The following is a 12,547-nucleotide window of genomic DNA, read 5'->3' on the forward strand; positions in this document are numbered from 1 at the left end:
TCCTCGACCCCGCGGCCGACCCCGAGCGTGCCGCCGTCCCGTCCCACACCGCAGAAGGGCACGACACACGATGGCACCCTCGACCAAAGTGGCCGGCGACGGCAGCGGCCTCACCGAGATGTCCTGGGATCCGATCACCCGGATCGTGGGCAGTCTGGGCATCCACACCAAGATCGACTTCAAGCAGAAGCGGGTCGCCGAGTGCTACAGCACCTCGTCGGTCTTCCGCGGCTACAGCGTGTTCATGCGCGGCAAGGACCCCCGCGACGCGCACTTCATCACCAGCCGGATCTGCGGTATCTGCGGCGACAACCACGCCACCTGCTCGGTCTACGCGCAGAACATGGCCTACGGCGTCAAGCCGCCGCACCTGGCCGAGTGGATCATCAACCTCGGTGAGGCCGCCGAGTACATGTTCGACCACAACATCTTCCAGGAGAACCTGGTCGGGGTGGACTACTGCGAGCGCATGGTCCGCGAGACCAACCCCGGTGTGCTGGATCTGGCCGAACGCACCGAGGCCCCGCACGCCGCGGAACACGGCTACCGCACCATCGCCGACATCATGCGCTCGCTCAACCCGATCGAGGGTGAGTTCTACCGCGAGGCGCTGGCGGTCAGCCGCTACACCCGGGAGATGTTCTGTCTGATGGAGGGCCGGCACGTGCATCCCTCCACGCTCTACCCGGGCGGCGTGGGCACGGTCGCCTCGGTTCAGTTGTTCACCGACTACCTGTCCCGACTGATGCGCTACGTCGAGTTCATGAAGCGCGTGGTGCCGCTGCACGACGACCTCTTCGACTTCTTCTACACGGCCCTGCCGGGCTACGAAGAGGTCGGCCGAAGGCGGGTGTTGCTCGGCTGCTGGGGCGCGCTCAACGACCCCGACCACTGCGACTTCACCTATCGCAACATGACCGACTGGGGCCGGCGGATGTACGTCAGCCCCGGCATCGTGGTGGACGGCAAACTGATCACCAACGACCTGACCGAGATCAACCTGGGCATCCGGATCCTGCTCGGCAGCTCCTACTACCAGGACTGGGAGGGCCAGGAGCAGTTCGTCACGCACGACCCGCTGGGCAACCCGGTCGACCCGCGCCACCCGTGGAATCAGCACACCATCCCCGCACCGCAGAAGCGGGACTTCGAGAACAACTACAGCTGGGTGATGTCGCCGCGCTGGTTCGACGGCACCGACTACCTGGCCCTGGACACCGGCGGCGGCCCGCTCGCCCGGCTGTGGTCCACCGCGCTCAACGGACTGGTCGACACCGGCTTCGTCAAAGCCACCGGGCACAGCGTGGTGATCAACCTGCCCAAGTCGATGACCAAGCCGGAGACCACCTTCGAGTGGAAGATCCCGCAGTGGAGCAACGCCCTGGAGCGCAACCGCGCCCGCACCTACTTCCAGGCGTACATGGCCGCCATGGCGGTGCACTTCGCCGAGAAGGCACTCGACGAGGTGCGTTCGGGCCGGACCAAGACCTGGGAGAAGTTCGAGGTGCCCGACGAGGCGGTCGGCGTCGGCTTCACCGAGGCCGTGCGCGGCGTGCTCTCGCACCACATGGTGATCCGGGACGGGAAGATCGCCAACTATCACCCGTACCCGCCCACTCCGTGGAACGCCAGCGTCCGCGACACCCTGGGCACCCCCGGGCCCTACGAGGACGCGGTGCAGAACACGCCGATCTTCGAGGAGAACTCCCCGGAGAACTTCAAGGGCATCGACATCATGCGGGCCGTGCGCAGCTTCGACCCCTGCCTGCCGTGCGGCGTGCACATGTACCTCGGCGACGGCAAGACCCTGCAGAAGCTGCACGTGCCCACCGGCCTGAGCGGGCTGAGCGGATGAACGCCGAACAGACCGGACTGCGGGTCGAGGAGATCCTCACCCGCCTGGCCGAGAGCGGCGACCCGGCCGGCCGGGCCGCCGCCGAGGAACTGGTACGCGCCCTGATGGACTTCTACGGCGCCGGCCTGGCCCGCCTGGCCGCGCTGTTGCGCGACGCCGATGCGGACCGGCGCGCCGTGCTCGACGACGAACTGGTCACCGGGCTGTTGGTCCTGCACGACCTGCATCCGGACGACGTGCCCACCCGGGTCGCCCGCGGTCTCGTGGCCCACCCGGAACACCACGCCGAACTGCTCGACTACGACGAGCACGCCCGGTGCGTCCGACTGCGGATCACCGCCGCGAGCGGCGGCGGCTGCGGATGCGCGAGCACGGGCACGGGCACCGACGGTGCGCGGGAGGCCATCGAGGGGGTCCTCGCGGGTTACGCACCCGAGGTCGAGCGCGTCGAGATCGAGGAGGCCCCGGCCGCGCCCGCGGAACCCGCGCTGCTCCAGATCGGCGTGCGACCGGCCGATCCGGCTCGGGCCGCGCGGTGAGCGCGCCACCCCCGACGCGCGTGCGACCGGCGGACGGGCTGCGCCGATTCCGCCGGCCGGCCGGACCGCAGCCGGAACGCTGCGAGTTGTGCGCCCAGGAGGTCGGCCCGGGACACCGCCACCTCGTCGACACCGACGCCCGGGTGCTGGCCTGCGCGTGCCGCGGCTGCGCCATGTTGTTCGAGCAGCGCGGTGCGGCCGGCGGTCGCTATCGGGCCGTGCCCGAGCGCTACCTCGTCGACCCCGAACACAGCCTGGACGACGGCGCGTGGGAGGCTCTGCAGATCCCGGTCGGCATGGCGTTCTTCCTGCGCAACGCCGCGGCGGACCGGCTGATCGCCTTCTACCCCAGCCCGGCCGGCGCCACCGAAAGCGACCTGGATCCGCAGCTGTGGCAGGCGGTGCTCGGCGAGAGTCGGCTCGCCCGACTGCTGCACGCCGACGTCGAGGCGCTGCTGGTGCGGCGCACCGACGGGGCGAGCGAGTGTTTCCTGGTCCCGGTCGACGTCTGCTACGCGCTGGTGGGCCGGATGCGCCTGCACTGGCAGGGCTTCGACGGCGGTGCCGAGGCGCGCGCCGACCTGGCCGCGTTCTTCGCCGACGTGCGCTCGCGGGCTCGCGTGCCCGGAAGGGACGAACTGCCGTGACCGAGTTGGGCTTCTCCTGCGTCGGGGTGCGAGCGGACGGCTACGCGGCGGGCCCCACCCTGGTCTTCCGGCTGCGGATCACCGCCGCCGAGCAGGCCCGGGTGCACGCGCTCGCGCTGCATGTGCAACTGCGGATCGAGCCGGCCCGGCGGCGCTACGGCGCGGCCGAGGGCGACCGGCTGGACGTGCTCTTCGGCGAACGGTCCCGCTGGGGCAGCACGCTGCACCCGATCCGGTTCGCCCAGGTGGCGTTGACCGTGCCGGGCTTCACCGGGGAGACCGAGGTGGACCTGGTGGTGCCGTGCACCTACGACATGGACATCGCCTCCTCCCGCTACTTCCACGCCCTGGGCGAGGGCGAGGCACCGCTGCTGATGCTCTTCTCCGGAACCGCGTTCATCGGCCCCGGCGGATTCCGGGTCGAACCGGTGCCCTGGCACAAGGAGGCCGCATGCCGCATGCCGGTGGCCGTGTGGCGGGAGATGATCGAGCAGCACTTCCCCGGCTGCGGCTGGCTGCGCCTGCCGCGTGAGGGCATGGACGCGTTGCTCGCCTACCGGTCCCGGCATGCGCTGCCCTCCTGGGAGGCCACGATGCAGGCCCTGCTGGCGGCGGCCGAACCCGACTCCGCGTCCGAGCGCATCCTCGGCGTCGCGGCCGGCCGCCACCGCGCGCCGGATCGCGGCGGCGACACCGAGGAGATCGTGCGATGACACCGTCCGGGCTCGCCACCGAGGAGCGGTTCGCCGCCGCTCGGCAGATCGCCGACGCCGTGCTGTTCGAGGGCTACGTGCTCTACCCGTACCGGGCCTCGGCCGCCAAGAACCGGATGCGCTGGCAGTTCGGCGTCCTGGTGCCCCCGGCCTGGGGGCAGGGCAGCGGCGAACACCACGACCAGCGGACCGAGTGCCTGATCGAACCGCGGGACGGTGCGAACCTCTCGGTCGAGCTGCGCTTCCTGCATGCGCAACGACGCACGGTGCAACAGGTGGGCCCCGACGGGGGATTCACCGGTGTGGACACGTTGGAGCTGCCCGATCGGGTGCTCGTGCCGTGGGACGAGGGCGTCGAGGAGCGGGTCGAACTCGCGGTGCCCGTAGCCGACTTGGCCGGCGACGGGTTGGTCGTGCCGTTCGAGCGGGCCGAGCACGAGGAGAGCGAGGCGGTCGAGCTCGACGGCCGGGTGCTCGGCCGATTGGTCCGCAGGCGGGCCCGGGCGGAGGGTGTGATCCGGCTGCGTACCGCCGAGATCCCCGGCCCCTACCGCACCCTCAAACTCACCGTCGAGGTGGCGAACACCGCCGGATGGACGCCGGATCCGGATGCCGACCGGGACGCGGCGCTGCCGTACGCACTGGTGTCGGCGCACGTGCTGCTCGGGGTGGACGCCGGGTCGTTCCTGTCGATGACCGACCCGCCGGAGTGGGCGGGCGCCGCCGCGGCGTCGTGTGTCAATCTGCGGACCTGGCCGGTGCTGGTCGGGGAGCGGGACGACGTGGTGTTGTCCTCGCCGATCATCCTGGAGGATCACCCGCAGGTGGCTCCGGAGAGCCCGGGCGCGCTCTACGACGCGACCGAGATCGACGAGATTCTCGCGCTGCGCACGTCGGCGCTGACCGAGCGGGAGAAGCGCGAGGCGCGCGGCACCGACATGCGCGCGGGCGCCGCCGTGGATCTGGTCGACTCGTTGCCCCCGGAGGTGTGGGACCGGCTGCACGGCGCGGTGCGCACGCTGCGCGGGAGCAGCGGACCGAGTGCGCCTACGACCCTGGTCGAACCCGGCGCGGCCGATCCGTTCGGGTCGGGCGGCGAGCGGCCCTGGTGGGATCCGGCGAGCGACGCGGGGTTCGATCCCGGTTCGGATCGGGTTCCGGTGGACGGGCGTTCGGTCGGGGCGGGCAGCCGGGTGCGATTGCGGCCGGGATTGCGCCGTACCGATGCCCAGGACCTGTTCCTGCACGGCCGGGACGCGGTGGTCGAGGCGGTGCTGCACGACGTCGACGGCGAAGTGCATGTCGCGGTGACCGTGGCGGACGACCCCGGCGCGGACATCCGGCGGGCACAGGGCCGGTTCCTGTACTTCCGACCCGACGAACTCACCCTCGCGGAGGACGAATGACCGGCCGCGGCCTGCCGACCGAGGGCGTCGAGCGCGTGCTCGTCGCCGGGGTCGGCAACATCTTCCTCGGCGACGACGGATTCGGGGTGGAGACGGTCGGCAGGATCGCCGCGCACTCGCTGCCGGCCGGCGCCGAGGTGGTCGACTTCGGGGTGCGCGGTGTGCATCTGGCCTACCAACTCCTGGAAGGCTACGACACGTTGATCCTGGTGGATGCCACCGCTCGCGGCGGCGAACCGGGCACGGTCTACCTGATCGAGGCCGCCGTACCGGGCTCGGTGGAGCCCGAGTCGGCGCTGCTGGACGGCCACCGGATGGGGCCCGACGCGGTGCTCGCCCTGCTGGGCACGCTGAGCGCGGGCACCGGTGGCACACCGCCGCGTCGGGTGCTGGTGGTCGGCTGCGAACCGGCCGACCTGGACGAGCGGGTGGGGCTCAGTCCGCCCGTGGCGGCTGCCGTGGACGAGGCGGTCGCGCTGATCCTGCGGGTGCTGTGGCATCAGGCACCGGTCGCGCGCGAGACCGACCGCCCGGCCGGGCGGGCAACCGAACAAACGGTCGACGGGCGAGTCGGTGCCTCGGACGCGCCGGGCCCGGTCGACGCACGACCCGCCGCCGTGGACGCGGTGCGCGGTTCCGATTCCGAAGAGGTGCCGGCATGCGAAGGATCCTGATCGGCGGAGTGCTCCTGGCGGGGCTGGTCGTGCTCGTGAATCGGGCCGACATCCAGCGCTATCTGCGGATGCGCGCCATGTAGGCCGGTTTGCGTGGTGTCCGGCCGGGGTCCCACCGGGTTGCGGCGAATGGGGTACGTCGGGCGTCGGCCACGGCGTGGGTGCCGGGACACGTCGCCGGCCGAGCCTGTAATGGAGCCCCGGGCTCGGGCCGGCCGAGCCGGTGGGTCGACGCGTGGGACCGGCGAACCGGCGGAGGGCCGATGCACGAGATGTCGATTGCGATGGCCGTCGTCGAACAGGTCGAGGCGGCGGCCGCGCGCACCGGCGAGCGCGCGGCGTTGAGCGTGCGGCTGCGGGTGGGGGAACTCGCCGGTGTGGTTCCCGATTCACTGGCCTTCGCCTTCGAGGTCGCGCGTGCCGAAACGGTGCTGTGCGATGCCGAGTTGGTGATGGAGACCGTCGCCGGCCGGGCCCGCTGCACGGCGTGCGCCGTGGAGTGGGCGGTGGGCGTGCCGCCGGACCTGTGCTGTCCGAAGTGCGCGGGAGCGACAGCCGAACTGCTGTGCGGACGCGAGTTGCAGATCCTCGACGTGTGCTGGGCCGACCCGGTCGAGGACGTCGGATACGCCGAGGCCATTCAGGAGGGTTGATCCGTCATGTGCCGAGTCGACGAGTTGCGGCAGGCCGTACTCGCCCACAACGATCGCGGCGCGAGCGACCTGCGCGCCGAACTGGCCGCACGCGGGGTGATCGCGATCAACCTGCTGTCCAGCCCCGGCAGCGGCAAGACCGCGCTGCTGGAGGCCGAACTGCGCCTGGCCGGCGAACGCGGCGTCCCGGTCGCGGCGTTGACCGCCGACCTGGCCACCGACAACGACGCCACGCGGCTGGCCCGGGCCGGCGCGCCGGTCAAGCAGGTCCTCACCGACGGGTTGTGCCACCTGGAGGCCGCGATGGTGCGCGGGCAGCTCACCGGCTGGCTGCCGACGCGGACCCGGCTGTTGTTCGTGGAGAACGTCGGCAACCTGGTCTGCCCGGCCTCCTACGACCTGGGCGAGAGCCTGCGGGTCGCGCTCGCGTCGGTGACCGAGGGGGAGGACAAGCCGCTCAAGTATCCGTCCGCGTTCGGCCTGGCGAACCTGGTGGTGCTGACCAAGACCGACCTCGCCGAGGCGGTGGAGTTCGACGAACCCGCGTTCCTGGCGAACGTCCGGCGGGTCAACCCCGGGGTCGAGGTGCTGTTCACGTCGGCCAGGACCGGTCGTGGTGTGGGTGATCTGCTGGCACGGGCACTCGCGGTGCTCGACGGGGGCGTGGTGCACACGCCGGTCATGGCACGGCACGCGGCGAACGGGCACGAGCACGGGCACGGGCACGGGTACGGGCACTCGGGCGGATCGCCGGACCACGGCCACCGAAACGGGCACGATCACGCCCACCCGCACCGGCACGAGGACGGGCAGGGGCACGAGCACCTCGCTCACGCACACGAGGACGACCACGGGTTCGACCGGTGGCCCGCGCCGACGGGGGAGCCGTCTTGACCGCCGAGGGGCAGGCCGACGTCGCACAGCGGCGCCGGATCACCGTGCGGGGCACCGTGCAGGGCGTGGGTTTCCGACCGTTCGTCTACACGTTGGCCACCGAGCTGGGCCTGGCCGGCCATGTCACCAACACCGGTGCGGGCGTGCTGGTGGAGATCGAGGGCCGGTCGACCGAGGTGGCCGCCTTCTGCCGCCGGATCGACACCGACGCGCCCGCGCTGGCCTCGGTCGACTCGATCACCCACGAGGAACTCGAGATCGGCGGCGACACCGGATTCGCGATCGTGGCCTCCGCACCGCCGGAGCCGGGCGCCGCGCAGCGTACGCAGATCCCACCGGACGTCGCCACGTGCGAGCCCTGCCTGGCCGAGCTGGCGGACCCCACCGATCGCCGCCACCTGCATCCGTTCATCACGTGCACCGACTGCGGCCCACGCTTCACCATCGTCACCGCACTGCCCTACGACCGCGCGCACACCACGATGGCCGATTTCCCGATGTGCGCGGACTGCGCCCGGGAGTACACCGATCCGAGCAACCGGCGCTTCCACGCACAACCCATCGCGTGCCACGCCTGCGGACCCCGGCTGTCCCTGGTCGGCGCGGACGGGGCGCCGATCGGCTTCGGCACGCTGGACGAGGCCCGCCGGATGCTCGCGGAGGGGGCGATCCTGGCCGTCAAGGGCATCGGCGGCTACCACCTGGCCTGCGACGCGGCCGACGAGGACGCGGTACTGCGGCTGCGCGAGCGCAAGGGGCGCGGTGACAAACCGTTCGCGCTGCTGGCCCGTACCCTCGCCGAGATCGAGCCGCATGCCGCGATCGCGGACGCGGAGCGGGAGTTGCTCACCGGCGCCGCCCGACCGATCGTGCTGCTGCGGCGCCGCCGGGCCGCCGGGTCCGCGCTGCCGGAGGCGATCGCCCCGCGCTGCCCCGACCTGGGCTTCATGTTGCCGTACACGCCCGTGCACCACCTGCTCCTGGGGTTGCTCGACGATCGGCCCGGGCCGCGCCTGCTCGTGCTCACCAGCGGCAACGCGGCCGGCGAGCCGATCGTGACCGACGACGCCGAGGCGTTGACCCGGCTCGCGCCGCTCGCCGACGGCTGGCTCACCCACGATCGGGCGATCCGGGTGCCGCTGGACGACTCGGTGGTGCGGGTCGTGGACGGCGAACCGCTGTTCGTCCGGCGTTCCCGGGGTTGGGCTCCGTTGCCGATCCGGCTGCCGGTGGCGGTGCCCGCGACGCTCGCCGTCGGCGGGGACCTGAAGAACACGTTCGCGCTGGCCGAGGGCCACGAGGCGTGGTTGTCCGGGCACGTCGGCGACATGGACGACCTGGCCACGCAACGTGCGTTCGAGCACGCGACGGAGCACCTGGGCACGGTCACCGGCGTGCGCCCCGAAGTGCTGGTCGCCGATCGCCACCCGGGCTACCGGTCCACCGGCTGGGCTCGGCGCACCGCGGCCCGGCGGCCCGTGCGGCTGGTCCAGCACCACCACGCGCACATCGCCGCCGCGATGGCCGAACACGGATCGGACGGTACCGCGCCGGTGCTGGGCGTCGCCTTCGACGGGACCGGCTACGGGGACGACGGCGCAATCTGGGGCGGGGAGTTCCTGCTCGCCGACTACGCCGGCTACCGACGGGTGGCGCACCTGCGCTACGCGCCGCTGGCCGGTGGCGACGCGGCGGTGGCGCGCCCGTATCGGATGGCGCTGGCCCACCTGCACGCCGCCGGCATCGAGTGGGCGGACGACCTGCCGTGCGTGCAGGCCGGATCGCACGAGGAACGCCGGGTGTTGGCGCGCCAGCTCGAACGCGACCTGAACTGCGTGCCCACCTCCAGCATGGGGCGGCTCTTCGACGCGTACGCGTCGCTGATCGGCGTCTGTCACGTGGCCGGTTACGAGGCGCAGGCGGCGATCGAGCTGGAGGGGGCGGCCGTTCGGCGCTCCGGGCCGGTCCCCGGGTACACGTTCGGGCTGCTCCCGGGGGGCGGCGACGACGATCCGCTGATCGCCGACCCGGGCCCGGTGTTCGCGGCGGCGATCGCCGACCTGCGAGCCGGGAGCGAGCCGGAACTGCTCGCGGCGCGCTTTCACCACGCGGTCGTCGACCTGGTGGTCGCGGTGGCCGAACACGCGCGGGAGCGGTTCGGGCCCACGCCGGTCGTGCTCACCGGCGGCGTGTTCGCCAACGCGATCCTGTCCTCGGGCTGCGGACGGGCCTTGCGCGAAAGGGATTTCACCGTGCTGCGGCATCGCCGGGTGCCGCCGAACGACGGCGGCCTGGCGCTGGGCCAGGTGCTGGTCGGGGCCGGTGAGCCGGCCCGCGCGTGAACGTTCGCCCGACGATCCACGAGTCGACGACCGACGTACCGCGGTCGTTGTCGGATGACGAGGAGAGAGCCATGTGCCTGGCGGTGCCCGGCAGAGTGACGCACATCGAGGATCGGGACGGAACCCGGATGGGCCTCGTCGACTTCGGCGGCGTGGTCAAGGAGGTGTGCCTGGAGTACGTCCCCGACCTGAGCGTCGGCGAGTACGCCATCGTCCACGTGGGCTTCGCGCTGCAACGACTGGACGAGGAGTCGGCCCTGCGCACGCTCGCTCTGTTCGACGAAATGGGGTTGCTCCAGGAGGAGTTCGGAGACCCCTGGGAGGCCGCCGGCGCGGCCGCCGGGGAGTTCGTCCGGCCGGAGCCGGTGGTCGTGCCCGACCCGCATCACAACGGCGTTTCGAAGGAGGCCCGGCGGTGAAGTACCTGGAGGAGTTCCGGAATCCGGAGGTCGGTCGCCGGCTGCTGGACGAGATCCGGGCCACGGTGACCCGGCCCTGGTCGATCATGGAGGTCTGCGGCGGGCAGACGCACACCATCATCCGGCACGGTATCGACCAACTGCTGCCTTCCGGGCTGGAGTTGATCCACGGGCCGGGCTGCCCGGTGTGCGTGACCCCGTTGGAGGTGATCGACAAGGCGTTGGCGATCGCGGCGCGACCCGGGGTGATCTTCTGTTCGTTCGGTGACATGTTGCGGGTGCCGGGCACCGACCGCGACCTGTTCCGGGTGCGCAGCGAGGGCGGCGACGTGCGGGTGGTCTACTCGCCGTTGGACGCGCTCGCGATCGCCCGGGACAACCCGGACCGCGAGGTGGTGTTCTTCGGCATCGGCTTCGAAACCACCGCGCCACCCAACGCGATGACGGTGTATCAGGCCAGGCGGCAGGGCATCCGCAACTTCAGCCTGCTGGTGTCGCACGTGCGGGTACCGCCGGCGATCGAGGCGATCATGCAGTCGCCGGACTGCCGGGTGCAGGGCTTCCTGGCGGCCGGCCACGTGTGCAGCGTGATGGGTGTGGACGAGTATCCGGACCTGGCCGAGCGCCATCGGGTGCCGATCGTGGTCACCGGTTTCGAGCCGTTGGACATCCTGGAGGGCATTCGGCGCACGGTCGGGCAGTTGGAGCGCGGCGAGTACACCGTGGACAACGCGTACGCGCGGGCGGTCCGGACCGAGGGCAATCCCGCGGCCAAGGCCATGCTGGCCGATGTGTTCGAGGTGACCGACCGGGCCTGGCGCGGCATCGGGGTCATCCCGGACAGCGGGTGGCGGTTGTCTCCGCGCTACCGCGACCACGACGCCGAGTACCGCTTCGACGTGACCGGGATCACCACCCTGGAACCGGCCGAGTGCCGCAGCGGCGAGGTGTTGCAGGGCCTGCTCAAGCCCAACGAGTGCGCGGCGTTCGGCACCACCTGCACCCCGCGCAATCCGCTCGGCGCCACGATGGTCTCCAGCGAGGGCGCGTGCGCCGCCTACTACCTCTACCGCCGGCTCGACGCCGCTCCCACCGCGCCCCGGGAGGCGACCTCCGTTGTCTGAGCTCACCGACCTGGCTCCGGTCGCCGTGCCCGCCGCGCCGGACTTCTCCGGGTGGACCTGCCCGGCCCCGTTGCGCGACCATCCGCGGATCGTGACCGGGCACGGCGGGGGCGGTGCGCTGTCCGCCGAACTCGTCGAGCACGTCTTCGCGCCCGCGTTCGGGGGACCCCTGCTGGCCGGTCTCGCCGACTCCGCGGTGGTCACCCTCGGCGGGGTTCGACTGGCCTTCTCCACCGACTCGTTCGTGGTCCGTCCACTGTTCTTCCCCGGGGGCGGCATCGGCGAGCTCGCGGTCAACGGGACGGTGAACGACCTGGCCATGAGCGGTGCCAGGGCGGCATATCTGTCCGTCGGTTTCATCCTGGAGGAGGGCGTCGAGATGTCGGTCGTCGCCCGGGTCGCCGGGGCGCTCGGCGACGCGGCCCGTGCCGCCGGCGTCGAGATCGCCACCGGCGACACCAAGGTGGTCGAGGCCGGGCACGGGGACGGCATCTACCTCAACACCGCCGGGATCGGTCTGGTCCCGGCCGGCGTCGACATCCGACCCCAGCGCGCCGCTCCGGGCGACGTGGTGATCGTCAGCGGCGACATCGGCGTACACGGCGTGGCCGTGATGAGTGTGCGTGAGGGCCTCGAATTCGACGTCGAGATCCGCAGCGACTGCGCCGCGCTGGGAGGGCTGGTCGAGGCCATGTTGGCGGTCACGCCGGACCTGCACGTGCTGCGGGATCCCACCCGGGGCGGCCTGGGCGCCGCGCTCAACGAGATCGCCACCGCGGCCGGGGTCGGGGTGACGATCGCCGAACGCGACGTCCCGGTGCCGCCCCAGGTGGCCAACGCCTGCGCGATCCTGGGCCTGGATCCGCTGTATGTGGCCAACGAGGGCAAGCTGGTCGCGTTCGTGCCGCGCGAGCACGCGGACGCGGTGCTCGCGGCGATGCGTGCGCATCCGCTGGGCGTCGGGGCGGCGGTGATCGGAGAGTGCGTCGCGGCGCATCCGGGGATGGTGGTGGCGCGCACCGGGCTGGGCGGCACCCGCGTGTTGGACATGCCGATCGGCGAGCAACTGCCCAGGATCTGCTGAGCGGTGCCGTGGGATCGTCGCGGGGGGGGGGGGGGGGGGGGGGGGGGGGGGGGGCGGGGGGCGGGGCGGGGGGGGGGGGGGGGGGGGGGGGGGGGGGGGGGGGGGGGCGCCGAGGAGGTCGAGGGCGGCCTGGGGGCCGTGGTCGCGGCGGAGGGTGGCGATCTCGTCCAGGTCCCAGGCCATGCTGCCGACGACGG

At 72.2% G+C, this 12,547-nt stretch carries 13 protein-coding genes; all 13 read left to right on the top strand.

The window, feature by feature from the left end; all coding sequences use genetic code 11:
* Positions 1–70: 70 nt before the first annotated feature.
* Entirely contained in the window at positions 71–1,855 is a 1,785-nt protein-coding gene (locus ACIBM5_RS43830; RefSeq protein ID WP_391584404.1) for a nickel-dependent hydrogenase large subunit, read from the top strand.
* On the top strand, positions 1,852–2,394 hold the full coding sequence (locus ACIBM5_RS43835) for a hypothetical protein (protein WP_396012284.1): 543 nt from the start codon (positions 1,852–1,854) through the stop codon (positions 2,392–2,394). Before ACIBM5_RS43830 ends, ACIBM5_RS43835 begins: the two co-directional genes overlap by 4 nt.
* Complete coding sequence (locus tag ACIBM5_RS43840; RefSeq protein WP_396012285.1) at positions 2,391–3,041, top strand: DUF5947 family protein; 651 nt, start codon at positions 2,391–2,393, stop codon at positions 3,039–3,041. The genes ACIBM5_RS43835 and ACIBM5_RS43840 overlap by 4 nt, the downstream gene beginning before the upstream one ends.
* The gene (locus ACIBM5_RS43845; protein ID WP_396012286.1) at positions 3,038–3,754 is read left to right on the top strand and encodes a DUF6084 family protein; all 717 of its coding nucleotides are present in this window, start codon (positions 3,038–3,040) and stop codon (positions 3,752–3,754) included. The genes ACIBM5_RS43840 and ACIBM5_RS43845 overlap by 4 nt, the downstream gene beginning before the upstream one ends.
* On the top strand, positions 3,751–5,160 hold the full coding sequence (locus ACIBM5_RS43850) for a hypothetical protein (protein ID WP_396012287.1): 1,410 nt from the start codon (positions 3,751–3,753) through the stop codon (positions 5,158–5,160). Before ACIBM5_RS43845 ends, ACIBM5_RS43850 begins: the two co-directional genes overlap by 4 nt.
* The gene (locus tag ACIBM5_RS43855) at positions 5,157–5,834 is read left to right on the top strand and encodes a hydrogenase maturation protease (RefSeq protein ID WP_396012288.1); all 678 of its coding nucleotides are present in this window, start codon (positions 5,157–5,159) and stop codon (positions 5,832–5,834) included. The genes ACIBM5_RS43850 and ACIBM5_RS43855 overlap by 4 nt, the downstream gene beginning before the upstream one ends.
* Entirely contained in the window at positions 5,819–5,917 is a 99-nt protein-coding gene (locus ACIBM5_RS43860; protein ID WP_391584410.1) for a DUF6893 family small protein, read from the top strand. The genes ACIBM5_RS43855 and ACIBM5_RS43860 overlap by 16 nt, the downstream gene beginning before the upstream one ends.
* A gap of 180 nt (positions 5,918–6,097) precedes the next feature.
* Positions 6,098–6,487, top strand: a complete 390-nt coding sequence (locus tag ACIBM5_RS43865) for a hydrogenase maturation nickel metallochaperone HypA (RefSeq protein WP_396012289.1) — start codon at positions 6,098–6,100, stop codon at positions 6,485–6,487.
* A gap of 6 nt (positions 6,488–6,493) precedes the next feature.
* Entirely contained in the window at positions 6,494–7,381 is an 888-nt protein-coding gene (gene hypB / locus ACIBM5_RS43870; RefSeq protein ID WP_396012290.1) for a hydrogenase nickel incorporation protein HypB, read from the top strand.
* A complete protein-coding gene (gene hypF, locus ACIBM5_RS43875; protein ID WP_396012291.1) occupies positions 7,378–9,723 on the top strand; it encodes a carbamoyltransferase HypF in 2,346 nt (781 codons plus the stop codon). The genes hypB and hypF overlap by 4 nt, the downstream gene beginning before the upstream one ends.
* Positions 9,724–9,794: 71 nt before the next feature.
* Positions 9,795–10,142: a HypC/HybG/HupF family hydrogenase formation chaperone gene (locus ACIBM5_RS43880; RefSeq protein WP_396012292.1), complete on the top strand. Its 348-nt coding sequence runs from the start codon at positions 9,795–9,797 to the stop codon at positions 10,140–10,142.
* A complete protein-coding gene (hypD, locus tag ACIBM5_RS43885; protein ID WP_396012294.1) occupies positions 10,139–11,266 on the top strand; it encodes a hydrogenase formation protein HypD in 1,128 nt (375 codons plus the stop codon). The genes ACIBM5_RS43880 and hypD overlap by 4 nt, the downstream gene beginning before the upstream one ends.
* Complete coding sequence (gene hypE / locus ACIBM5_RS43890; RefSeq protein ID WP_396012295.1) at positions 11,259–12,350, top strand: hydrogenase expression/formation protein HypE; 1,092 nt, start codon at positions 11,259–11,261, stop codon at positions 12,348–12,350. The genes hypD and hypE overlap by 8 nt, the downstream gene beginning before the upstream one ends.
* The last annotated feature ends 197 nt before the right edge of the window (positions 12,351–12,547 follow it).

This window comes from Embleya sp. NPDC050493 (genome assembly GCF_044458105.1).
Lineage (GTDB): Bacteria > Actinomycetota > Actinomycetes > Streptomycetales > Streptomycetaceae > Embleya.

Excerpts from the sequence above, each read along its gene's own strand:
- ACIBM5_RS43830 (WP_391584404.1), top strand. The coding sequence starts at position 71 with ATGGCACCCTCGACCAAAGTGGCCGGCGACGGCAGCGGCCTCACCGAG.
- ACIBM5_RS43835 (WP_396012284.1), top strand. The coding sequence starts at position 1,852 with ATGAACGCCGAACAGACCGGACTGCGGGTCGAGGAGATCCTCACCCGC.
- ACIBM5_RS43850 (WP_396012287.1), top strand. The coding sequence starts at position 3,751 with ATGACACCGTCCGGGCTCGCCACCGAGGAGCGGTTCGCCGCCGCTCGG.
- ACIBM5_RS43855 (WP_396012288.1), top strand. The coding sequence starts at position 5,157 with ATGACCGGCCGCGGCCTGCCGACCGAGGGCGTCGAGCGCGTGCTCGTC.
- ACIBM5_RS43860 (WP_391584410.1), top strand. The coding sequence starts at position 5,819 with ATGCGAAGGATCCTGATCGGCGGAGTGCTCCTGGCGGGGCTGGTCGTG.
- ACIBM5_RS43865 (WP_396012289.1), top strand. The coding sequence starts at position 6,098 with ATGCACGAGATGTCGATTGCGATGGCCGTCGTCGAACAGGTCGAGGCG.
- hypB (WP_396012290.1), top strand. The coding sequence starts at position 6,494 with ATGTGCCGAGTCGACGAGTTGCGGCAGGCCGTACTCGCCCACAACGAT.
- ACIBM5_RS43880 (WP_396012292.1), top strand. The coding sequence starts at position 9,795 with ATGTGCCTGGCGGTGCCCGGCAGAGTGACGCACATCGAGGATCGGGAC.